This is a genomic window from Streptomyces sp. NPDC053665 (genome assembly GCF_055585285.1).
Map to the genome: position 1 here is coordinate 145,599 of NZ_JBVJKK010000001.1, position 22,700 is coordinate 168,298.

Sequence of the window (22,700 nt, forward strand, 5' to 3'; positions counted from 1 at the left end):
AACGGCAGAAAGCAGGGAGACGTGCTTGATCCCACCCCTTCGTCACCCCGGCAGCCGGCCGCGGACGTTCTGGTCGTCGGCGCCGGACCGACCGGTCTCACCCTCGCCTGCGACCTGGCCCGGCGCGGTGTGCGCACCCATGTCGTCGAGGCGGCCGAGCACCTGCCCGCGGGCTCCCGCGGCAAGAGCCTGCAGTCACGCACGCTGGAGGTGTTCGACGACCTCGGCGTGGGCGACGCCGTGCAGGCCGCCGGTTCCCTCTTCCCGCCCATGCAGACGTGGCGGAACGGTGAGCGCGGGGGCGAATGGCAGCTGATCGAACCGGACCCGGACGCCCCGGTGTCGCGCCATCCGCGGCCGTGGCTGGTCCCGCAGTGGCGCACGCTGGAGATCCTGCGCGACCGCTTCCTCGAACTCGGCGGGACGCTGGAGTGCGGTGCGCGGCTGACCTCCCTGACGCAGTCGGACACGCAGGTGACGGCCGAGGTGACGTCCTGCGACGGTGGCCGGCGGCTGGTCCCGGCGCTCTACCTGGTGGGTGCCGACGGCGGCCACAGCACGGTCCGTGAGGCGTCGGGCATCGCCATGAAGGGCGAGGACGGCGGGCTCCGCTCGGCGGTGGTGGCGGACGTCCGCGTCCGGGGACTGGACCGCGAGCACTGGCACATCTGGCCCGACCCGGCCGGTGAGCTGCTGATGTGCCCGCTGCCGGGTACGGAGGACTTCCAGCTCAACGCCAAGATCACCGGGGAGGAGTTCACCGCGGCACCCGAGACCGTGCGCGCACTGGTCGCCGCCCGGACCCATCTCCCCCCGGACGCCGTCACGGAGGTGGGGTGGTTCTCGTTCTACCGGCCCCGCACCGCGCTGGCCGAGCGCTTCCGGCAGGGACGTGTCCTCCTGGCCGGGGACGCCGCTCACCTGCACCCGCCCGGCGGCGGCCAGGGACTGAACATCGGCGTGCAGGACGCCTGCAACCTCGGCTGGAAGCTCGCGCTGGTCGCGGGGTCCCACGCCCCGGACACGCTGCTGGACAGCTACGAGGCCGAGCGCCGGGCGGCGGCCGCCGACGTGCTGGATCTGAGCACACGGCTGTACCGGGCCGGACGCAGGACCCAGGACGCCGGTGAGCAGGCCCGCTACCGGGGCAAGGTCTGCCACCTGCTGTCGGTGCACTACCGCGACAGCAGTCTCTCGACCGACACCCGCGCCGACCGTTCCGCGAGCGGTGTCCGGGCCGGTGACCGTGCTCCCGACCTGCCGTGCGTCACCGCCGACGGCCCCTGCGAGCGCCTCTTCGACCTCCTGCGGGGGCCGGAGTTCACCCTGCTCGCCGTGGACTGCGCGCCGCCGCGGCCGATGCCCGGCCTGCGCACCCACCGGGTGACCGGCGGCCCGCTCGCCGAGGCACTGGGCAGTGGACTGTTCGTGATCCGCCCGGACCACCACATCGGCCTGGCCACCGACGCGCCCGCACACGTCGAGCGGTATCTGACCGGGATCGGTCTGCGTGCCGGGCAGCCGTGAGCAAGCGCCCTGATCGGGCCCACACCGGGTCCGCCCCTCGGGCGCGGGGCGGACCCGGCATACGATCGGCCGGTAGCCGTCCTGCAAGGAGTGCCCGTCCGTGACCGCCGCGATCCCGCTGCCCCGCCCCGCCGCCACCGAACTGCTGACGGTGGAGCGGTTCAGCCGCGTCGAGGACGGCGAGCTGCTCCACGGGCTGCTGTGGCGGGCGGGCGAGGGGTGGCGGATGGTCAGCAGCGCCGTCCTCGGGGGAGGCATCGGGACGCGGACGTTCGTCCTCAACGCCCAGGTCGCGCACGGCTACCGGCGCACCGACCCCGACCGGCACCTGGCGGAACTCGCCCGGGCCGCCGGGGCCGGCGGGCCGGGCGTCGGGCTGATGACGGCGGCCGACGTCCGCGCTCACGGCCGCGCCCGGGACGGCGGCGTGGAGGCGTTCGCCACCGCGGGCCTGGGGGTGCGGGGCTGGGCGGCCTCCCCGGTGGCGGGCAGTGACGCGGACGTACGCCCGGGCACGGTCAACATCGTCGTCGCGCTGCCCGTGGCCCTGTCCGACGCCGCCCTGGTCAACGCCGTCGCGACGGCCACCGAGGCGAAGGTGCAGGCGCTGCTCGACGCGGGCCACGACTGCTCCGGGACCCCGACGGACGCCGTGTGCGTCGCCGCCCGCTCCCCCCTGCCCGGGGACGAGGTGCACGCCTTCGCCGGCCCCCGCTCGCTGTGGGGCGCGCGGCTGGCCCGCGCCGTCCACCGGGCCGTGCGCGACGCCGCCGCCCCCGCCGGGGTGTGAGGCCGGAAACCTGTGGCTCGCCGGGAGCCGTCCGGCGTACCGTCGCTGCCCCGGAAGCGCTCGGACGGCAGGTGATCATGGAACTTCACCCCTTCGCCCCTCGGCATGCGCCGGCGGTCGCCGGCTGGCCGGCGTCCGCGGCGGAGGTCCTCATGTGGTGCGGGCGGCGCGAGTTCCCCCTGTCCGCGCGGACGGTCACCGGGTGGCAGGAGGACGACGACGTACGGGCCCACGTCTTGGTCGACAGCGAACGGCCCCTGGCGTACGGGGAGCTGTGGTTCGACACCGAGGAGGGCGAGGTCGAGCTGGCGCGGCTCATCGTGGCGCCCTGGGCCCGGGGCGAGGGACGGGGCCGTGCGCTCGTGGCGGCACTCACCACCCGGGCCGTCGAGGCCGGCTTCGCCGACGTCTTCCTTCGGGTGCACCCGGACAACGACCGGGCCCTCCGGTGCTATCTGGGCGCCGGGTTCGTGCCGGTGGACGACGGGCTGGCACAGAGCTGGAACGCCGTTCAGCCGGTCGCCTACAGGTGGCTGCGCCACGCACCCCGGGCGACGGGGGCCACGGACGGCCGGGAGGCCTGAGGCCGCTCCGCGATCCCGTGCGGCTCCCGACTGCGGGCGGGTGGCGGAACGCGCCTGATGCCACGCCGCCGGATGGCCCATCGCACCGGTTCCCGGCCAAGGGGAACATAACCTGCGCGATATGAACAAATGCCATATCGCGTATCTGGCGTGCACGGCCGCGCTGCTCGGGACGAGCCTGGGTGCCGCTCCGTCCACCGCCGCCGCGCACACCGTCCGTCTGGTGAAGCCGGGCGACTCGATCCAGCAGGCGGTCGACGCGGCCGGGCCCGGCGACACCGTGCTGCTGGCGCACGGCGTCCACCACGGCAGCGTCGACGTGACCACGCCGGGGATCACCCTGCGCGGCATGGGCCGCGGCACCGTGCTCCGGCCCGCGGCGGCCACCGGCGCCTCCTCCACCGCCAAGGCCGCGTCGGCCGCCGCCGGGGCGTGTGCCGCGGCCGGCAACGGCATCTGCGTCACGGGCACCAGGACCGACAGCGTCAAGGGCGTCACCATCGCCTCCCTGACGGTCACCGGCTTCCGCAAGACCGGCGTGTACGCCCACTCGGCCGAGGCGCTCACCGTGCGCAGCGTCGCCGCGGTCGGGAACGGGGTCTGGGGCATCGCCACCGAGCGCTCGCCGCGCGGGGTGTTCCGCGGCAACACCGCACGGGACAACGGTGACGCGGGCCTGTTCCTCGCCAACACGGTGACGGAGGAGGAAGGTGCCTCGGACGCCCGGGGCACGGTGGTGGAGCGCAACCGGCTGGAGGGCAACCGGATCGGCGTCACCGTCCGCCGGCTGCGCAACCTGACCGTCGTCGGCAACCGCCTGACGGGCAACTGCGCGGCGGTGTTCCTCGTCGGGGACGAGAACAAGCCGAAGGCCGGGCGGGTGACCGTGCGCGAGAACCGTATCGAGCGCAACAACAAGTCCTGCCCGAAGACCGCGCGCCTGGACGCCCTCCAGGGCTCCGGCATCGTGCTGACGGGCACCGACGACAATGTGATCACCCACAACGTGATCAGGGACAACGCCGGCACGTCCCCGCTGTCGGGCGGCATCGTCGTGTTCAAGAGCTTCGTGGGCACGCCCAGTGAGCGGAACCGGATCAGCGACAACCTGCTGAGCGGCAACTCCCCGGCGGACCTGGTCAACACGGACCCCGGCAAGGGCAACACGTTCCAGGGCAACTCCTGCGTCTCCTCGCAGCCCGCCGGTCTGTGCTGACGGCGCGGCGTCGCCCTGCGCGCCGCAGCGCCCGTCCCCCACACGTCCGACGACCCTCGTGCTTCACGTGAATCGATCAGGAAGGCGGCACATGACGACCACTCAGCCCGCTCCTCCGCCGTCCATGCGGCTGCGGGAGCTCGTTTTCGGGGCGGCCTGCGCCGCCGCCCTGCGCGCGGCCGCCCGGCTGGGCGTGGCCGACGCCCTCGGTGACACGCCGATGGCCGTGGAGGACATCGCGGCGTCCGTGAAGACGGAACCCGCCCCGCTGCGACGGCTGTTGCGGGCCCTGTCCTGCTACGGCGTCTTCAGCGAGCGTCCCGATGGCACGTTCGCGCACACCGACGTCTCGCGGTTGCTGCGCGAGGACGACCCGGACAGCCTGCGGGCCATCGCCCTGTGGTGCACCGAGCCCTGGACCTGGGACGTGTGGCCGAAGCTGGACGAGGCGGTGCGCACCGGCCGCAGCGTGGTGCAGGAGCTGTACGGCAAGGAGTTCTTCCCCTACCTCAACGAGGACGCCCCGGAGTCCGCCGACGTCTTCAACCGCGCCATGACGACCTCCAGCGTGCAGTCGGCGCAGGACGTCGCCCGGTTCCTCGACCTCACGGGCTGCGCGTCGGTCGCCGACATCGGCGGCGGCCAGGGGCACGTGGTGGCGAGCCTGCTGGACAAGTACCCCACCCTGGAGGGCACGCTGCTCGACCTTCCCCGGGTGGTGGAGAACGCGGTGCCGCGGCTGCTGCCGGGCGGGGACCTGGCGGACCGGGCGCGCGTGGTGCCGGGCGACGTCCGCTCGGCCGTGCCGGTGCGCGCCGACGTCTACGTCATCAAGAACGTCCTGGAGTGGGACGACGAGAGCACCACCCGGACCCTGCGCAACGTCCGTGAGGCCGGTGGCGCGGGCACGCGTGTCGTGGTCATCGAGAACCTCGTCGACGACACGCCCTCCATGCGGTTCAGCACCGCGATGGACCTGCTGCTGCTCCTCAACGTGGGCGGGGCGAAGCACACCACGCAGAGCATGGTGGACCGGCTGACCAAGGCGGGACTGGTCATCGACGACATCAGCCCCGTCAACCCCTATCTGCACGCGTTCGACTGCCACATCCCCGGCTGACCCGAGCGCACCCCGGACGCGCGGGAGCCCCGGCGACCCCGGGTCTCCCCCGGCCGGCCGCAGACGCCGGTTCGCCGGGTCCACGACGTCGTGGGCCCGGCGAACCGGTGAGGTCCGGCGGCGGTCAGCCGACCGGCTCGCGCTCCCAGAGGTAGAAGCGCTGCGCCATGGCGTCCTTCGGGGAACGCCAGGTGGCGGGGTCGTACGCGCTGACGTACGCCTCCAGCCGCTCGCTGATGTCGCGGAACTCGGGGTGCCCGGCCACCTGCGCGATGGCCTGCCCGGGCTCGCGCTCGGACTCGATCAGATGCATGTACACATCGCCGAACTGGAAGAGGCTGCGCCGGGTCACGCCGACGAGATGCGGCAGTTCCCCACGGTCGGACTCCGCGAACACCTTGGCGATGTCGGGCGCCGATCCCGGGGCCATCCGGGCGACGATCAGGGCTTGGTGCATGGGGTGTGCTCCGTCCGGTTCAGCGGGTCAGACCGGGCTCTCGCCGCGCTCGGCGGCGATCTTCTCGATGCGGTCGCGGATCAGGCCCATCTGCACCTTGGAGTTGCGGTTGATGTTGTCCGTCATCCAGACGTCGTCGACCGGTGCGTCCGGCTTCATCGCGAAGTCCTGCGTCCACACCATCCGCGTGCCGCCCGGGACCTCCTCGTACTGCCAGTGGATGTCCATGTGGGCGAAGGGGCCGGTCTCGACCCGGCGGGCGTCGACCGTGAGGGTGTCGCGGTCCGGCTCGCGTTCGGAGACCCAGCTCCACACGGTGCCGTTCTCGTCGGGGTGCATCGTGAGGCGGAAGGTCGTCCTGCGGCCCTCCCGGGACAGGATCTCGACGGAGGCGTACTCGCTGAACAACTGCGGCCAGTTCTCCAGGTCGTTGGTCACCTCCCACACCAGGTCCACGGGCGCGGCGATGGTGATCTCGTTCTGCGTGTGCCCGGCCATGTCACGCTCCTGCCAGAAGGGCGCCGTTGACGAGGTCGAGGAACTGCCGGGGCGACTTGGAGCGCTCGGCATCCGTGGGCATCGGCGTGCCGTACCGGTTCTCCAGCTCGCCCACGATGCCCAGCAGGCCCAGCGAGTCGACGCCCATGGACTCGAACAGCGCACCCTCCTGGCGCAGTTCGGCCGGGCTGACGGTGGCACCGGCGCACTTCTTCATGAGTTCGGACAGCTCTTCCACGGTGATGCGGTCATTCATGGCGTTTTCCTTCCTCTCCTGTTCCGAGGCGCCTCACGACGAGGCGCCGGTGGCGCCGTGCCGCAGCACCAGCGCCGAGTTGGACCCCATGAGTCCCCGGCTGAGGACCAGGGCCGTGCGCACCTCGGCGGTGCGGGCCTGCCCCGTCACGAGGTCGAGGTCGTGGCAGACGTCGAAGACGTTCGGCGTCGGCGGGATCACGCCGTGCTCCATGGCGAGCACCGCCGCCGCGACGTCCATCAGCGGTCCCGCGCAGTAGCCGCGGCCGATGCCGGTCTTCGGCGCGGTGACGGGCACCCGGGTGCCGTGGGCTCCCAGGGCGTCGGCGAGGGCGAGGGCCTCGGCACGGTCGGCCAGCGGCACGCCGAGCGCGTCGGCGAAGACCACGTCGATCTCCTCGGGGGCGCACTCGGCCTCGGCCATGGCGCCGCGCACGGCCTGCGCGAGCCCTTCGGCGGACTCCTCCCACCGGGAGGCGCCGGTGAAGGTCGCCGCGTGCCCGGCCAGGTGCGCCCGCACCCGCGCGTCCCGCGCCCTGGCCGTCTCCTCCGCCTCGACGACGAGCATGGCGCCGCCCTCCGCGGGCACGAACCCGCAGGCCGAGGAGGTGAACGGGCGGTAGGCCCGAGTCGGGTCGTCGACCGTGCTGAGCTCTTCGTAGCCGAGTTGGCAGACCACCGAGTAGGGCGCGATCGGTGCCTCGGTCGATCCGGCCACGATCACGTCGGTGCCGCGGCGCACGGCCCGGGCGGCGTGCGCGAGGGCGTCCAGGCCGCCCGCCTCGTCGGCGGCGACCACCGAGCAGGGGCCCTTGAAGCCGCGGCGGATGGAGATCTGGCCGGTGCTGGCGGCGTAGAACCAGGCGATGGACTGGTACGGGCCGACGTAGCGGCTGCCCTTGCCCCACAGTTGCTGCAGTTCGCGCTGGCCGAACTCGCCGCCGCCGGAGCCGGCCGCGGTGACCACGCCGACGGAGAACGGCGCGTTGTCGGTCTCCGACCGGGGCAACCGGGCGTCGTCCAGGGCGAGATCGGCAGCGCCCATCGCGAAGTGGGTGAACCGGTCGGTCTGGACGAGGAAGCGCTCCTCGATCGCCGCCGAGGGGTCGAAGTCGCGCACCTGGCCCGCCACGCGCAGCGGCAGGTGCTCGCAGCCCTCGCGGGTCACCCGGTCCAGGACGCTGATGCCCTCCCGGGTGGACTTCCAGAAGGTCTCGGTACTGGATCCGTTGGGCGCGATCACACCGACTCCCGTGACGGCCGCGCGCCGTGGGCGGGATGCGTTCATCGTGTCTCCCTCGGCCGGCTCATGACCACCGCGGACTGGAAGCCGCCGAAGCCGCTGCCCACCGAGAGCACGCTGTCGAGCCTGCGCTCACGGGCCACACGCGGCACGTAGTCCAGGTCGCACTCGGGGTCGGGCGTGTCGTAGTTGGCGGTCGGCGGCACCACCTGGTTCGCCAGGGCCAGGACGCACGCGACGAGTTCGATCGCCCCGATGGCGCCCAGGGAGTGGCCCACCATCGACTTGATGGAACTCATGGGGGTCTCGTAGGCGTGCGGGCCCAGCACCCGCTTCACCGCCGCGGTCTCGTGGCGGTCGTTCTGCTTGGTGCCCGAGCCGTGCGCGTTGACGTAGTCGACGGCGGTGGGGTCGAGCCGGGCGTGTTCGAGGGCCTCCTCGATGGCACGGGCCATCTCCACGCCCTCACTGGTCAGGCCGGTCATGTGGTAGGCGTTGCCGAAGGTGGCGTAGCCGCCGAGCTCGCAGTACACGTGGGCGCCGCGGGCCCGGGCGTGCTCCAGCTCCTCCAGGACGAGGACGGCGCCGCCCTCGCCCATGACGAACCCGTCCCGGTCGGCGTCGAAGGGTCGCGAGGCGTGGGCCGGGTCGTCGTTGTTGGGCGAGGTGGCCTTGATGGCGTCGAAGCAGGCCATGGTGATCGGGGAGATCGGCGAGTCCGAGGCGCCGGCGATACAGACGTCGGCCCGGCCCTCCTCGACGGTGTGGAAGGCGTAGCCCACCGCGTCGAGTCCGGAGGTGCAGCCCGTGGAGACGGTCTGCACCGGGCCGCGCGCCCCGAACCGCTCCGCGACCGTCGAGGCCAGGGTGCTGGGCGAGAACGCGCGGTGCAGGTCCGGGCGCGCCCGGCGGTGGTCCACGTCCCAGCGCTCACCGCCGTGGCTGACCAGGACGTAGTCGTTCTCCAGCCGGGTGGTGCCGCCGACCGCCGTGCCCAGCGAGACGCCGACCCGCCACGGGTTCTCGGCGTCCACGTCGAGACCGGCGTCCCGTACCGCCTCGTCCGCCGCCACCATGGCGAACTGGATGTAGCGGTCGGAGCGTTCCGCCTCGCCCGCCGCCAGTCCGTGCGCGGCGGGATCGAAGTCGCACTCGGCGGCGATCCGCGACCGCAGGCCCGCCGGGTCGAAGAACGTGATGCCGCGGGTCGCCGTGCGCCCGGCCGACAGCAGATCCCAGAAGGCGGGGACGCCGATGCCGCCGGGCGCGACGATGCCTATACCGGTGACCGCCACACGTCGGGTCATGACGGGACCTGGTCTCGTCCGGCCGCCTCCGCCCCCACCACCGCGGACTCGGCGTCGGTCTCCTCGGTGTCCACGTGGCCCAGCGGCGGGCTCGGGGCGAGGGGGCCGAGGTGGAACACCAGGCGCGCCTCCACGTTGCCGACGTTGCGGAAGCGGTGGCGCACGTTGAGCGGGATCAGCAGGCCCTGCTCGGGCAGGAGCGGGTGCGGCTCCCCGTCGAGGTCGACCTCCAGCTGCCCGCACACCACGTACACGAACTCCTCGGAGTAGGGGTGGTAGTGCTCGCCGATGCGGTCGCCGGGCTCGATGAGGGCCACGCCCATGAAGCCGCTGGTGGCGCCCACCGCCGCCGGGGTGAGCATGGCGCGCAGGTCACCGCCTCGCCGGCGGTTGGGCTCGACGTCGTTCAGGCTCACGATCTTGGGACGGGATGTGATCACGCGTTCCTCCGTTGATGTGCTGCACCGGCGTGGGAGAGGCGGGCTCCGCCTCTCCCCGGGGGTGGACGGTCAGGCGTCGGGCGCCCGGCGGTCGGTGACGAAGTCCATGCGCGCCAGTTCCAGCAGGCGCGCCGGGCCGGCGTCCCCGGACGCGTCCGCGGCGTCGTCGAGGAGCGTCGTCAGTTCGGCCGTCCGCGCCGGGTCGGACAGTCCGAGGATGTGGGCCGGGTCGCCGTCCTCCAGCGCGCCGCGCACGTCGACCAGCCGGACGACGACGTCGTCGCGCTGGAAGATCGTGCTGCGCAGGACGGGGCTGCGCGGGTCGTCCGCGGCCGCCTCGTCCTGGTGCGCCAGGAGCTCGGCCAGCCGCATCCCGCACTCCGGCCGGGCCGGGTAGTACAGGGCGTGCCGCTCGGCCCGCTCGTCCTGGTCCCGGGCCGTCACGTGGTGGACGGCCGGCAGCGCGGCACGGGTGAAGAAAACCCGGGCGGACTCGGGGTCGTTGAGGTCCCGGTCCTGCTCCAGGTACGGGTTGATGGCCTCCTCGACGGCCCGTACCTCGGGCTGGCGGGCGACGTGGCGCAGGGCCGCCAACAGGTCGCCGCGCACCTCGACGGCCCGCACGACGCGGTTGCCGTGCATGAACAGCGAGGTGCGGCACAGCCGGGTGGAGTCGTCGACCTTCGGCTCGGGCGAGGCGTACTCGGCGAGGATCTTGGCGACGACGTCCTCACTGCCCGGCTTGACGGTGAAGGTCAGCGCGTGCCGGATGACGCCGTCACCGATCCGGGGCGCGGCCTGGAGGCGGCGCTGCGCCGCGTCGGGGCCGTCCGCCGGGCCGCCGGTCTCGCGCACGACGTGGAAGCGCAGCGAACGGGTGTCGCGCACGCAGTTGTGCAGCGGCCGCACCATCTGCACGTGCTCCTCGCTGTTGACCCACGCGAGGAACGGCGGGGCGCTCTCCCACTCGCTGGTGATGAGCCACTGGGAGGGGTTCTCGATCGACTGGCACAGCTGGTCGCTGACGTGCCCGGGGACGGACGCGACCTGGTTGCACAGCTGCTCGTAGGCTTCGAGGAACTCCTGCTGCGCGCCGTCGTTCACGTCGACCAGGAGGACGACGCGCAGCCGGGAGCCGTCGAAGACGGACTGGGAGACATGGTGCGACGCCTGCCGCACCCGCGAACCTGCGGCCCGTTCGGACGTGGTGGTCATCCTGCGCACAGCTCCTTCGCGGAGGGGAAAGTGGGCGCCGGTCGCAGAGGGGCGACGTCAGCGTTCCTCGATCCTGTGGCCGATTCCACGCATCGCGCGACTCGGATGTAGTGCAGGAGTGATGCGGAGGGTGCGGCCGGGGGGCATATGCCGGGGCGGACCTGCCGAAGCGCGATGCCGCTGCTCCGCCGCCCGTACTCCCCCGCACAGGTGACGGCCCGGGCCGGGCGCGGGTGGTTTCCGTCTACACACGTCGGGAGGGAACCCGCAGGCGGCTTCCCGCCGCACGGCCGCGGCCCGGCGCTCGACGTGCCGGGCCGCGAGGGGGTGCGGACGTCAGCCCACGGCCAGCGCGGTCCGCAGGACGTCGCGGAGCGTCGCCTCGGCGTCCGCCTCCGCTCCGCGGGAACGCCAGGCCACGAACCCGTCGGGCCGGACGAGCACGGCGCCGCCGGGACCGGTGCCGTGGCGCTCCGCCCAGTCGGCGGAGTCCTCCGGGACCAGGTCCGCCCGGTCCCCGCTGCCCACCCGGTACGACTCCAGCGGCGCGGACAGCTCGCCGGCGAGGCGGAGGGCCGCCTCGTGCCACCCGTTCGGCTCGGCGGCGTCGCTGAGCAGCACCAGGGAGCGCTCGTAGAGGTCGAGTGTGGACATCCGGTCGTCCCCGCGGCGCACCCACAGGTGGGGAGCCCTGGTGCCGGGCGCGCCGGTCAGGTCGAGGCCCTCGGGCACCACGGGGGCCTCGGGGTCGGCGCCGGCGACGGCACCCTGGGTGTAGCGGTAGCCGAGGGCGACGTTCAGGATGCCCCGCTGCGGGCCGCCGCCGCCCGCGGCCGGCGGCGGTGCGAAACCGGGGTGGCTGTGCTCGGCCGACCGGGCGGCGGCCCGGGCGCTGGTGGCCTCGGCGACGGGGCGGCGCTCCGCGTCGTAGGTGTCCAGCAGTGCCTCGCCGGCCCAGCCGTCGAGTACCGCGGCCAGTTTCCAGGCCAGGTTGTGCGCGTCCTGGATGCCGGTGTTGGAGCCGAAGGCGCCGGTCGGGGACATCTCGTGGGCGGAGTCGCCCGCGAGGAACACCCGGCCGGACCGGTAGCTGCGGGCGACCCGCTGGGCGGCGTGCCAGGGTGCCTTGCCGGTGATCTCCACGTCGAGGTCGTCGACCCCGACGGCGCGGCGGATGTGGTCGGTGCACATCTCGTCCGTGAACTCGTCCAGGCTCTGTCCCCGCTCGGGGTGCCAGGGGGCGTGGAAGACCCAGTTCTCGCGGTTGTCCACCGGCAGCAGGGCGCCGTCGGCCTCCGGGTCGGTCAGGTAGCAGACGATGAAGTGGCGGTCGCCCACGACGTCGGCGAGCCGGCGGGAGCGGAAGGTCAGGCTGACGTTGTGGAACAGGTCGCCCGGTCCGCTGTGGGTGATTCCGAGCTGTTCGCGCACGGGGCTGCGCGGGCCGTCCGCGGCGACGAGGTAGTCGGCCCGGATGGTGGTGTGCTCTCCCGTCTCGCGGTTCTTGACCAGGGCGGTCACCCCGTCGGCGTCGCTCTCGAACGACATCAGCTCCGTGGAGAAGCGCAGGTCGCCGCCGTGCGCGCGGGCGTGGTCGAGCAGGACCGGCTCCAGGTCGTTCTGGCTGCACAGGCACCAGCCGCTGGGGCTGAAGCGGGCCAGGCCGCCGCCCGGGTCGATGTCCCGGAACAGCCACTCGCCCGCGTCGCCGACCAGCGTGGGCGTCTGGAGGATGCCGTGGTTGACGGACAGGGTGGCGGCGGCGTCCTGGATCGCCTGCTCCACGCCCGCCACCCGGAACAGTTCCATCGTGCGGACGTTGTTGCCGCGGCCCCGCGGATGGATCGAGGTGCCCGCGTGACGCTCCACCAGCACGTGCGGCACACCCAGTCGTCCCAGGAACAGGGACGTCGACAGGCCGACCAGGGAGCCGCCCACGATGAGGACCGGGACGCTGATGGTGTCGGGGCCCGTCCGTCCGGCTCGTTCGTTCATCACTCTCGCCTCCAGCGCGTCGATGCCGCCGCCCAGGCCGGGATACGGCGGCGATCCTCATGCATGCCCCGGGGAGCTGACGGTGGCTCAGGCTTCACCCGCCTGCTCGCGGGCCGGAGCCGTACGACCACCCGGCGCCCCCGCACCCGCACCCGCACCCGCACCGGCCGCCGCGTCCGGTGGGCGGGCCGGTTAGGATCCGGGCCATGGTGCTGACCGTGCACGACGTGGACCGCTTCGAGGCGGCCAGGCCCCGCCTGGGGGCCATCGCCTACCGTCTCCTCGGCTCGGCGAGCGAGGCCGAGGACGCGGTGCAGGAGACCTTCCTGCGCTGGCAGGCGGCCGACGTCGACCGCATCGAGGTGCCCGAGGCCTGGCTGACCAAGGTGCTCACGAACCTGTGCCTGAACCAGCTCTCCTCGGCCCGCGCCCGCCGCGAGACCTACGTCGGTCAGTGGCTGCCGGAGCCGCTGCTCGCCGGTGACCCGATGCTCGGCCCGGCGGACACGGCCGAGCAGCGCGAATCGGTGTCGTACGCCGTCCTGGTCCTGCTGGAGCGGCTGTCACCCAACGAACGGGCGGTGTACGTGCTGCGTGAGGCCTTCGCCTACTCGCACCGGGAGATCGCCGAGATCCTGGACGTCAGCGAGGCCGCCAGCCAGCAGATCCACCACCGGGCGAAGAAGCACGTCGCGGCCGGCAAGGCCCGGGCCGAGGTGGACGAGGCGGCCGCCCGGAAGATCATCGACGAGTTCCTGGCGGCCGCCACCAGCGGTCGCACCGAGCCGCTCGTCCGGCTCCTCACGCAGGACGCCGTGGCGGTCGGCGACGGCGGCGGCAAGGTCCCCGCCCGCGCCCGCGCGTTCGAGGGCGCCGCCGCGGTCGCGACGTTCATGCGGGGGCTGTTCAAGCCGAGCAAGGCCAAGCGCGACCTGGTCGGCGGCTCCCCGGACATCTACGCCTCGACCGCGAACGGGGGCCCGGCCCTGGTGGTGGTGGTCGACGGCCGGGTCGTCGGCGTCATGTGCCTGGAGATCGGCGCCGACGGCATCGCCGCGTTCCGCAGCCAGGTCAACCCCGACAAGCTGGAGCGCGCGACGGAGCGGTGGGCCGCCACCGAGCACGGGGAGCCCCTGTTGCAGGCGTTCTGACCCCCCTCAGAAACGCGTGACGCACGTCACATGGCCTGGCTGTCAGGAAACGGGACGCCGCCCGGTTCAGGAGGCGAACCCGCTGACGACAGGAGCAGGCCATGCAGCACCGCATCATCGTTCTCGGAGCCGGATACACCGGAGCGTCCGCTGCCGGGCGCATCGCCAGGCGGCTGCACCGCGACGACGTCGCCATCACGCTGGTCAACGCCGAGCCCGACTTCGTCGAACGCGTCCGGATGCACCAGCTCGCCGTCGGCCAGGAGCTCACGCCCCGGCCCCTCGGCGAGATGTTCGCGGACACCGGCGTGACCCTGAAGCTCGCGCACGTGACCGGCATCGACGTCGACGCCAGGACGGTCACGGTGACGACCGGCGGCGGCACCGAGGAACTGGAGTACGACACCCTCGTCTACGCCCTGGGCAGCGGCTGGAACGACCAGGGCGTTCCCGGCACCGCCGAGCACGCCCACCAGATCGCGAGCCGGCCCGGCGCGCTGCGGCTGCGCGACCGCCTGGCCCGGCTGGACGCCGGCCGGCCCGTGGTGGTGGTCGGCGGCGGGCTGACGGGCGTGGAGGCCGCCACCGAGATCGCCGAGGCCCGCCCGGACCTCGACGTCTCCCTCGCCGCCCGCGGCGGCCTCGGCGACTGGCTGTCCGACAAGGGCAGCCGGCACCTGCGCAGGGTGTTCGACGGGCTCGGCATCACCGTCCACGAGAACGTCGAGGTCACCGCGGTCGAGGCCGACCGGATCCTCACCTCCGACGGCACGGCCGTGCCCGCCGAGGTCACCGTCTGGACCGCCGGATTCGCGGTCCACCCGATCGCGCGGGCCTCCGCCCTGGAGGTCGACGGCACCGGCCGGATCGTCGTCGACGCCACGATGCGCTCGGTCTCCCACCCGGACGTCTACGCCGTCGGCGACGCCGCCCTGGTGGCCGGCCCGGGCGGGAAGCCCTTGCGGATGTCCTGCGCCTCGGGCGTCCCCACCTCCTGGCAGGCCGCCGACGCCATCGCGGCCCGCCTGACCGGCCGGAAGCTCCCCGAGATCTCGATCCGCTACTTCAACCAGTGCATCTCGCTGGGCCGCAGGCAGGGCCTGATCCAGTACGTCACCGCCGACGACCGCGCGGTGCGCCACGCCCTCACCGGACGGCTCGCGGCGACCTACAAGGAGCTCATCTGCAAGGGCGCGGCCTGGGGTGTCGCACACCCGACGATCGGCCTTCCGACGCGCCGCCGCCGGGTGGTCGCCGAACCGTCCCGCACCGCCCCGGTGACGGAGGCCGAGGCCGAGGCCGCCGCCTGACCGGGGGCAGCCGGCCGGGCGGGCACCCTGCGGGGCGTCCGCCCGGCCGTCGTGCGTCCCGGCCCCGGACACGCGTACGGGGGGTGATTCCCCCGCATCTGCCGTCCCCGCCCGCCTGATCGCTGTCAACCTGCCGTTGGTGATCGAGTAACGGCGGGGGCCCGTCGGGCGCCGTCGCTCCCCCCGGGGGGCGCGCCGGCCGGGGCGCTGAGGGGGGCGTGCGTGACAGCGGAGCGGTCGACGAGCGAGGTGCTCACTTCTCCTCCCGCTGCGTCACACGGCGGCGGGAGCGTGCCCGGGCCCCGTCCGGTGCCCCGCCACGTCGCGTGCGTGATGGACGGCAACGGCCGCTGGGCGGCCCGGCGTTCACTGCCCCGGACCTCGGGGCACCGTGCCGCCGAGACGACGGTGATCGACGTCATCGAAGCCGCGCGGGCGGCCGGTGTGGGCTGGCTGAGCCTGTACGCCTTCTCCACGGAGAACTGGCGACGGCCCGACGCCGAGGTCGACTTCCTCATGCACCTGGTGCGCCGCGTGGTGCGCAAACACGCCCCGCTGCTGCACGCGCGCGGCATCCGCTGCCGCTTCCTGGGCATGACCGATCCCCGCATCCCCCCGGAACTGGCGCGGGACATCCGCGACTTGACGACGCTGACCGCGCAGAACCGGCAGATGACCCTGACCGTCGCCTTCGACCACGGCGGCCGCAGGGACATCGTCGAGGCGGCACGGTCGCTGATCCGCAGTGGTGTGCCGGCCGAAGCCGTGACCGAGCGGAGCTTCGCCGACCACCTGCCCTTCCCCGACACCCCGGATGTCGACCTGGTCATCCGCACCTCCGGCGAGCAGCGCATCTCCAACTTCATGCTCTGGCAGGTCGCCTACGCCGAGTGGGTCTTCCCGCCGGTGCTGTGGCCCGACTTCCGCGCCCCCGACTTCCTCGACTGCCTGCACGCCTACCGGCAGCGCGACCGCCGCTTCGGCGGCGTACTGCCGACCCAGAACGGAGAGACCCGATCGTGACGACCGCAGACAGCCCTCGCTCCGCGCCCGCCGGTGCCGGTACGGAACAGCAAGGAACCGAGGACCACGACACCGCGCCGGGGCCCCTGTTCGGTCCCGGCTCGCAGTTCCACGCGCTCTTCAACGACCCGCGCTGGGCGCTGGCCATGATCCGGGCCACCGTGCTCGAGGCGGCACACCCGCAGATCGGCGCCGCCCTCATCGAGAACTCCACGTTCGTCGTCCACCCCTGGCGGCGGCTGAGCAACACGTTCATGAGCCTGCGCCGGATGTTCGGGGCCGACGAGCAGGTGCGGCAGCGGGAGGCGGCCCGGCTCAACCGCATGCACGCACGGCTGCGTGGGACCGACGCACGGGAGCGGCACTACGACGCGATGGACCCGGCCGTGCGGGCCTGGGTGGTGGCGACCATGTTCGAGAGCGCCGTCACCATGTGCCGTCTCAGCGGCGAGCCGCTGGACCAGGCGAGGATGGAGCAGCTGTACGCCGAGTTCCAGGCGTTCCTCGCCACGATGGAGGGTGACGCCTCCCATCTGCCGCCCACCCTCGACGAGTTCTGGCCCTACTACGACCGGGTGGTCGCCGAGGAGCTGGAGAACACCGAGGCGATGCGGATCATCCTGTACAAGCTGTTCGACCACCTGCCCGCCCCTCCGCTGCTGAACGGCTTCCCCGCGCTGTGGGCGACCGGCCGGGCCGTCGCCGGCCCCGTCATCGGGGCGATCACCGTGGCGTCCCTCCCGGAGCCGTTCCGGCGGCGGGCCGGTCTGCCGGAGATCGCGGGCGTCCCGACCCTGATGCAGGGCGCGTACCTGGCGGCCGGTCTGGCCCGGTTCCTGCCCGAGGGCTGGATCCAGGCCGACACCATCGCGGAGATGGTCACGCTCTCCCCCGACAGCGACGATCCGCGGGCGCGGACGATCAGCGCCCTGCGGGACCAAATGAAGCGGGCCGGCGCCCTCGTCCGCCTCATCACCCCGCTCCCCGCGGAGCCGGAACCGGAACCGCAACCGGCCGCGGGCGGCACGGCCCAGCGCAGCGCGGAGGAGTTCTTCGCGGACGTCCTCGACCAGACCGGCGACGGGTACCTGGACTGGCCCGACCTGGCCGCCATGGCCCGGGAACTGTCCGGCCGCCTCGACCTCGACGAGCCCGAGGAGACCCGGCTCTACGACGCGTACGCCGACTGGTGGCGCGAACTGCAGACGGCCCTCGACGCCGACGGCGACGGGCGCGTCAGCGCCCACGAGTACGCCGCCGCCGTCCCGTCCCTGGCCGGACCGGCCCTGATCAGGGTCGCCGAGGTCCTCTTCGACGTCACGGACAAGGACGGCAACCAGCGCATCGACGCCGAGGAGTACCGGGCGCTGTTCCGCACCGGCTTCCACCGGGACGCCCCCGGCGCCGACGCGACCTACAGCCGCAGCGCCTTCGTCGGCGACTTCCTGTCCTTCATGGCCGGGCGCCGGCGCACGACCGCCTACGACCCCCTGCTGGCCCAGGCGTGACGGCCCGGGTCACTCCTCTCCGAACAGGTGAGCGGGCGTGGTCTCCTCCGGCGCGTCGGCGGGGCCGGCGGGCGGTGGCGGGAACAGGAAACCCTCGAAGGCGTCCAGTGCGAACACCACGCCCAGCAGCACCAGGGGCGTGAGCAGTGCCAAGGCCATCATGACGCCTCCTGACCAGCGGTGCCGTGCGCGGCGTGACGCAGAGGGTCCAGGACCACCATGGGCCGAGCGGATGAAGATCGCACTCGCGGCAGCGGTTGCGGCGGCTCGGAGGCCCGGGCGGGTTTCACCGGTGGGGGTGGTTTGGCGACTGCGGTGACGCCCGGTGGGCACCTACACCCCAGGCCGGCTGTGGCGGCACCACTTTCCGCTCCCCCGCGGCGCCGCCGCAGCCGTCCACGGTGGGACCTCCGCGGCCGGGCGGCCCCGGCCCCCCTGGGTGATACTGGGAGTCGTCCAGGCGCGCGGCGGGGCGACGGGCGGCCGAGCGGCGACGGAAGGCCGCATGCCTGCCGATTCGCGCGAGTGTTCGCTGACAGGGAGTGTGCCGTGGCGACCATTCTGGTGGCGGATGACGACGAGGACGTCCGGGACGTCGTCTCCTTCAAGCTCGGCAGCGCCCACCACACCGTACTGGCCGCCGAGGACGGCCCGGAGGCCCTGCGGATCGCGAGCAGCCGGAGCCTGGACCTGGCCGTGCTGGACGTCCGCATGCCGGGGCTGACCGGTGTCGAGGTGTGCCGGCGGTTGCGGCAGAACCCGGCGACGGCCACGCTTCCGGTCATCCTGCTGACCGCCCAGTCGGAGGAGGGCGATGTGGAGGCCGGGTTCGCCGCCGGCGCGGACGACTACATCGCCAAGCCGTTCAGTCCGCGCGAGGTCGGCAGCCGGGTCCAGGCCGTCCTGGCCCGCTCGGGTGCCTGACCGGCGCCGCCGGAGCGCTCAGTCCCGCGTCGCCGGCGGGTAGGGCAGATGGCACGTCACCGTCGTGCCCCCGCCGGCCGCCGCGTCGACGGCGAGGGTGCCGCGGTGCGCCACCGCGATGCGCTGGCAGGTGGCGAGGCCGATCCCGGAGCCGGGCGCTCCGGTGTCCAGCCGCACGAAGGGTTCCAGCACGTGACGGCGCTGTTCGGCGGGGATCCCCACTCCGTTGTCGGTGACGCGGAGGTTCCAGCCGCCCGCGTCGTTGTCGCAGCTCACCTCGATGCGCGGGGGCCGGCCGGGGTGGCGGTACTTGACGGCGTTGCCCACGAGGTTCTGCAGAAGCCTGCGGATCTGCGTGCCGTCGCAGGGGACCACCGGCAGCATGCCGAGACACACGTGTGCCCGCGCCCGTGTCAGCTCCTCGTGCAGGTCCGCGATCGCCTCCTGGGCCACGACGCGCAGGTCGGTCTCGACGAGCTGCAGCCGTCCGCCGGTGCGGGCCAGGGACAGAGCGGCCTCGATGGTGCGGTTCATGCGGGACGTGGCCGCCTCGATACGGCTGACGAACGCCGACGCCTGCGCGTCCACGGTCACGCCCGGCAGCTCCGCGAGGAGGCCCGCGTGACCGGTGATGCCGGTCAGCGGGTTCTTCAGGTCGTGGCTGACCTGCCCGGCGAACTGCTCCAGGGCCGTGTTGGAGCGCTCCAGCTCGGCCCGGCCCTGGTCGGCGGCGAGCAGCGCGTGATGCAGCAACTGCCGGTGCCGGTGCAGGTCCAGGACGTCCACCACCAGGGACGCCAGGTCGTCCAGCGCCTGACGCTGCCGCCCGGTCAGGGACCGCACCTCCTGGGCGAACACGCACAGGGTGCCCAGCGTCTCGCCCTCAGGTGAGTGCAGTTGGGAGGCGGCGTAGAACCGTACGGCGCCCGCGGGGGCGGTCACCCAGGGGTTGGCGGCGAACCGCGGGTCCCGCCGTGCGTCCGGTACCAGGACCTGGCCGGGGGCGCGGATGCTCACCGCGCACATGGAGTCCGAACGCGAACACACCGAGGGGGCGATGCCCACCGCGGCGATCTGGTGCTGGCGGTCGGCGGAGATGATGTTCACCGCGGCCTGCGGAGCGTCGCACACCCGAGCGGTCAGCCGCACGATCACGTCCAGGTCCGGCGGTGCGGGCGCCCCGACGATGCCGTAGCGCTCCAGCACCGCGAGTCGGCGGTGCTCGGCGGGGTCGTCGCCGGCGTCCACGAGTCGGGCCTCCCTGCCGCGGAGTCACACGTGTGCGGTCCTCGGCAGCTTCACCCGGCCTGCCGGTGCCCGCAACACCGGACCACCGCGCCCGCCTCCGGCCCCGGTGACGGGGCGCCGTCACCGCCCGCCCTCCGCGCGGTGTCCGGTCACCCCTCCGGGGGACGCGCCGTGGCAAACGCACGAGGCTCCTTGGCCCGCGCCGGGGCGCCGCCGGAGGCTGGCCGCGTGAGCGACGAAGGGGCGGACAGCGGTGCGTACGGTGGCGCAGGCGGTTCTGTCGGTGTCCGCGGCCTGGGCGGCGCTCTGCCTGCTCGCGCTCTGCGTCATCCGGGCGGTGCGCAACCGCCGGGAACGGGCCGTCGGGGGTGCGGCGGCGGCCGCGAGACACCTCGTCGTGGAAACGGTGGGCGGTGAGAACCCGTCGGCCGGCGCGGCGCTGGCCGCGCTGGACCGGCGTACCTGGCAGGCGGTGGAGCCGGCCGTCACCCGCCTGCTGAGCCGCGTCAAGGGAGGCGCGCACCGGGCGCTCACCGACGTCCTGGTGCAGCGCGGTGTCGTCGACGCGGCCCTGGCCCACGCCGCCGGGCCCCGTTCGCTGCAGCGGGCCCGAGCCGCGACGTGGCTCGCCCTGACCGGGCCCAGCCTGCGGACGGACCCCGTGCACGGAGCCGAGGCACGGCGCGTCCTGCACGGCCTGCTGGAAGACCGCAGCGTCACGGTGCGCGAGACGGCGGTACGCGCTCTGGGGCGGCTCGGAGACGGGGTCAGTGCCGGTCTGCTGCTGGCCACCCTGGACGCGCCAAGGTCCGTCGCCCCCGGCCTGCTCGGTGACGCGCTCGTCCGCATCGGACCGGCCTCCGTCCAGGCGCTCACAGCAGCGGCCGGAGACGGCGACGAACAGCACCGGGCCCTGGCCGTGGAACTGCTCGGCCTGATCAAGGACCGCCGGGCGCTTCCGGCCCTGTCGGTGGCGCTGCACGATCCCGCCGCGATGGTGCGGGCGGCGGCCGCGGCGGCTCTGGGCCGGGTCGGCGAACCCGCGGCCGTCACCGCGCTGACCACGATCGTCCGCACCGACCCCTCCGGCCGGGTCGCGGCGGCCGCCGCCGAAGCGCTCGGTCTGATCGGCGACGAGAGCGCGGTGCCCGCACTGGAGCAGACGCTCCGGCACGGCAGCTACCGCCCGGCCCATACCGCGGCCCGCGCCCTGCTGCGCCTGGACCGGCCGGGACGGAGGGCCCTGACCGACGCGGCACGTGGGGGCGATCCCGCCGGGGCGCACGCCCGCGAAGCCCTCTCCTGCGCCGTCGACCGGGGAGGCACCGACCGGTGAAGGACATCGTCGTCACCCTCGTCCACCTCAGCCAGTACCTGGTCATCGGCTACTTCCTCGTGCTGAACACCGTGTACCTGGTGCTGCTGGTGGTGGCCGGACGCACCATCCCGCGTCTGGCCCGGCGCCGTCGGTTCACCGGCCTCGACGACCTCGCCACCAGCCCCCTCACCCCGCCGGTCTCGATCGTGACCGCCGCGTACAACGAGGAGCCGACCATCGTCGAGAGCGTGCGGGCCATGCTCGCTCTGCGCTACCCGCGCCACGAGGTCGTCCTGGTCGACGACGGTTCACGCGACGGCACCTTCGACCGGCTCCGCGAGGCCTTCGGGCTCGTACCGGTGGAACGCGTGCGCCCCCGGGAGATCACGTCGCGGGAACCGGCCCGTGCCGTGTTCGTCAGTACCCACTCCGTGCCCCTCACCGTCGTGCGCACCGAGAACTCGGGCAAGGCCGACTCCCTCAACGTCGGCATCGATCTGGCCTCCCACCCCCTGGTGTGCATGGTGGACGCCGACTCCCTGCTCGACGAGGACGCCCTGCTGACGCTCGCCCAGCCGTTCGTGGCCGATCCGCTGCACGTCGTCGCCGCCGGAGGCGTCATCCGTCCCGTCAACGACAGCGTCGTACGTCACGGGCGGGTCGCCGAACCCCGGATCCCGAAGGGCTGGCTCCCGCGCATCCAGGTCGTCGAGTACCTGAGGGCGTTCCTCATGGGCCGCACCGGGTGGGCCCGTCTGCACGGCCTGCTCATCATCTCCGGGGCGTTCGGTCTGTACCGCCGTGACGTCCTCGTCGAGGTCGGCGGGATGAACGCCGACTCCCTCGGAGAGGACTTCGAGCTCGTGGTGCGCCTGCACCGGCACCTGCGCGACCGGCGCCGCCCCTACCGCATCGAGTTCATCCCCGAGCCGGTCTGCTGGACGGAGGTCCCCGACAGCGGCCGCGTCCTGGCCCGGCAGCGCAGACGCTGGCACCGGGGCCTGTACGAGACGCTGCTGCGGCACCGGCAGATGCTGCTGCGTCCCCGCTACGGCGTCATCGGCATGGTCGCCTATCCCTACTTCGTCCTGTTCGAGCTGCTGGCCCCGCTGCTCGAGGTGTGGGGTCTCGTCACGGTCTGCGTCGGGTTCGGGTTCGGTGTGGTCTCCGCGTCGCTGGCCCTGCTGTTCCTGATGGCGGCCTTCGGCTACGCCGTGCTGCTGTCGCTGCTCGCCCTTCTGCTGGACGAGCTGGGGTTGCACCGCTACCGCCGGCTCGGGGACCTGGCTGCGGTGGCCGCGGCCACCGTCGTCGAGAACCTCGGCTACCGGCAGCTCACGGCCCTGTGGCGGCTGCAGGGGTGGTGGGCGTCGCTGCGCAACGGGACGCCCGTGTGGGGTGAGATGACCCGCAGCGGCTTCGCCGGGACCACACCCCTCGACCACGGGAGCCACGCCGCGGTTCCGGAGACGGCGGCCGGGCAGGCCCCACCCGGTGCACGACGGCCCGCGGCGGCACCTCGGGACCGGGGCACATCCCCCTGATCCGCGCGTCGGGAGGGGCGGGCGGAA

The 22,700-nt window shown here is 73.5% G+C and carries 22 protein-coding genes; 12 read left to right on the forward strand and 10 right to left on the reverse strand.

What is annotated here, in order from left to right; genetic code table 11:
- The first annotated feature begins 21 nt into the window (after positions 1-21).
- From ACZ6ZN_RS00510 to ACZ6ZN_RS00530, 5 genes are all read left to right on the forward strand, one after another.
- Complete coding sequence (locus ACZ6ZN_RS00510; RefSeq protein ID WP_469641972.1) at positions 22-1,527, forward strand: FAD-dependent oxidoreductase; 1,506 nt, start codon at positions 22-24, stop codon at positions 1,525-1,527.
- A 100-nt stretch (positions 1,528-1,627) separates the two neighbouring features.
- Entirely contained in the window at positions 1,628-2,317 is a 690-nt protein-coding gene (locus ACZ6ZN_RS00515; protein WP_469641974.1) for an adenosylcobinamide amidohydrolase, read from the forward strand.
- A gap of 77 nt (positions 2,318-2,394) precedes the next feature.
- A complete protein-coding gene (locus ACZ6ZN_RS00520) occupies positions 2,395-2,901 on the forward strand; it encodes a GNAT family N-acetyltransferase (RefSeq protein WP_469641976.1) in 507 nt (168 codons plus the stop codon).
- A gap of 121 nt (positions 2,902-3,022) precedes the next feature.
- Positions 3,023-4,117, forward strand: a complete 1,095-nt coding sequence (locus ACZ6ZN_RS00525; RefSeq protein WP_451877568.1) for a right-handed parallel beta-helix repeat-containing protein — start codon at positions 3,023-3,025, stop codon at positions 4,115-4,117.
- A 91-nt stretch (positions 4,118-4,208) separates the two neighbouring features.
- The gene (locus tag ACZ6ZN_RS00530) at positions 4,209-5,237 is read left to right on the forward strand and encodes a methyltransferase (protein WP_451877567.1); all 1,029 of its coding nucleotides are present in this window, start codon (positions 4,209-4,211) and stop codon (positions 5,235-5,237) included.
- Between the two features lie 124 nt (positions 5,238-5,361).
- Here the strand turns inward: ACZ6ZN_RS00530 and ACZ6ZN_RS00535 are convergent, their stop codons facing one another.
- From ACZ6ZN_RS00535 to ACZ6ZN_RS00570, 8 genes are all read right to left on the reverse strand, one after another.
- Entirely contained in the window at positions 5,362-5,694 is a 333-nt protein-coding gene (locus ACZ6ZN_RS00535; protein WP_469641978.1) for a TcmI family type II polyketide cyclase, read from the reverse strand.
- A gap of 27 nt (positions 5,695-5,721) precedes the next feature.
- A complete protein-coding gene (locus tag ACZ6ZN_RS00540) occupies positions 5,722-6,192 on the reverse strand; it encodes an SRPBCC family protein (RefSeq protein ID WP_469641980.1) in 471 nt (156 codons plus the stop codon).
- Position 6,193: 1 nt separating this feature from the next.
- On the reverse strand, positions 6,194-6,448 hold the full coding sequence (locus ACZ6ZN_RS00545; protein ID WP_469641982.1) for an acyl carrier protein: 255 nt from the start codon (positions 6,446-6,448) through the stop codon (positions 6,194-6,196).
- A 33-nt stretch (positions 6,449-6,481) separates the two neighbouring features.
- Positions 6,482-7,735 carry a ketosynthase chain-length factor gene (locus ACZ6ZN_RS00550; RefSeq protein WP_469641984.1) on the reverse strand — a complete coding sequence of 418 codons (1,254 nt, stop codon included), beginning with the start codon at positions 7,733-7,735 and terminating at the stop codon, positions 6,482-6,484.
- Positions 7,732-8,997 (reverse strand): beta-ketoacyl-[acyl-carrier-protein] synthase family protein, encoded by a 1,266-nt coding sequence (locus tag ACZ6ZN_RS00555; RefSeq protein ID WP_469641985.1) that lies wholly within the window; start codon positions 8,995-8,997, stop codon positions 7,732-7,734. Before ACZ6ZN_RS00555 ends, ACZ6ZN_RS00550 begins: the two co-directional genes overlap by 4 nt.
- Positions 8,994-9,437: a cupin domain-containing protein gene (locus ACZ6ZN_RS00560; RefSeq protein ID WP_398107277.1), complete on the reverse strand. Its 444-nt coding sequence runs from the start codon at positions 9,435-9,437 to the stop codon at positions 8,994-8,996. Before ACZ6ZN_RS00560 ends, ACZ6ZN_RS00555 begins: the two co-directional genes overlap by 4 nt.
- A 69-nt stretch (positions 9,438-9,506) precedes the next feature.
- On the reverse strand, positions 9,507-10,652 hold the full coding sequence (locus ACZ6ZN_RS00565; protein ID WP_398107278.1) for a SchA/CurD-like domain-containing protein: 1,146 nt from the start codon (positions 10,650-10,652) through the stop codon (positions 9,507-9,509).
- 336 nt (positions 10,653-10,988) lie between these two features.
- A complete protein-coding gene (locus tag ACZ6ZN_RS00570; protein WP_469641988.1) occupies positions 10,989-12,647 on the reverse strand; it encodes an FAD-dependent oxidoreductase in 1,659 nt (552 codons plus the stop codon).
- A 206-nt stretch (positions 12,648-12,853) separates the two neighbouring features.
- Between ACZ6ZN_RS00570 and ACZ6ZN_RS00575 the strand changes: the two genes are divergently transcribed.
- The 4 genes from ACZ6ZN_RS00575 (at position 12,854) to ACZ6ZN_RS00590 (ending at position 17,639) form a co-directional block, all read left to right on the forward strand.
- Positions 12,854-13,798, forward strand: a complete 945-nt coding sequence (locus ACZ6ZN_RS00575; protein ID WP_398107280.1) for an RNA polymerase sigma-70 factor — start codon at positions 12,854-12,856, stop codon at positions 13,796-13,798.
- Positions 13,799-13,899: 101 nt separating this feature from the next.
- Entirely contained in the window at positions 13,900-15,108 is a 1,209-nt protein-coding gene (locus ACZ6ZN_RS00580; protein WP_451877561.1) for an NAD(P)/FAD-dependent oxidoreductase, read from the forward strand.
- Between the two features lie 333 nt (positions 15,109-15,441).
- Positions 15,442-16,131: a polyprenyl diphosphate synthase gene (uppS, locus tag ACZ6ZN_RS00585; protein ID WP_451877596.1), complete on the forward strand. Its 690-nt coding sequence runs from the start codon at positions 15,442-15,444 to the stop codon at positions 16,129-16,131.
- Between the two features lie 86 nt (positions 16,132-16,217).
- Positions 16,218-17,639, forward strand: coding sequence for an oxygenase MpaB family protein (locus ACZ6ZN_RS00590; protein ID WP_469643891.1), 1,422 nt, complete (start codon positions 16,218-16,220; stop codon positions 17,637-17,639).
- 9 nt (positions 17,640-17,648) lie between these two features.
- Here ACZ6ZN_RS00590 and ACZ6ZN_RS00595 read toward each other — a convergent pair whose 3' ends face one another.
- Positions 17,649-17,801, reverse strand: coding sequence for a hypothetical protein (locus ACZ6ZN_RS00595; protein ID WP_451877560.1), 153 nt, complete (start codon positions 17,799-17,801; stop codon positions 17,649-17,651).
- Positions 17,802-18,188: 387 nt separating this feature from the next.
- Between ACZ6ZN_RS00595 and ACZ6ZN_RS00600 the strand changes: the two genes are divergently transcribed.
- A complete protein-coding gene (locus tag ACZ6ZN_RS00600) occupies positions 18,189-18,563 on the forward strand; it encodes a response regulator transcription factor (RefSeq protein WP_469641990.1) in 375 nt (124 codons plus the stop codon).
- 18 nt (positions 18,564-18,581) lie between these two features.
- On the opposite strand, the gene ACZ6ZN_RS00605 is transcribed toward ACZ6ZN_RS00600, so the two are convergent.
- Positions 18,582-19,811, reverse strand: a complete 1,230-nt coding sequence (locus ACZ6ZN_RS00605) for a sensor histidine kinase (RefSeq protein WP_469641992.1) — start codon at positions 19,809-19,811, stop codon at positions 18,582-18,584.
- Between the two features lie 262 nt (positions 19,812-20,073).
- On the opposite strand from ACZ6ZN_RS00605, the gene ACZ6ZN_RS00610 reads away from it, so the two are divergent.
- Both ACZ6ZN_RS00610 and ACZ6ZN_RS00615 read left to right on the forward strand, forming a co-directional pair.
- Positions 20,074-21,147: a HEAT repeat domain-containing protein gene (locus ACZ6ZN_RS00610; RefSeq protein ID WP_469641994.1), complete on the forward strand. Its 1,074-nt coding sequence runs from the start codon at positions 20,074-20,076 to the stop codon at positions 21,145-21,147.
- Entirely contained in the window at positions 21,144-22,673 is a 1,530-nt protein-coding gene (locus tag ACZ6ZN_RS00615) for a glycosyltransferase family 2 protein (protein ID WP_469641996.1), read from the forward strand. The genes ACZ6ZN_RS00610 and ACZ6ZN_RS00615 overlap by 4 nt, the downstream gene beginning before the upstream one ends.
- Positions 22,674-22,700 lie beyond the last annotated feature (27 nt).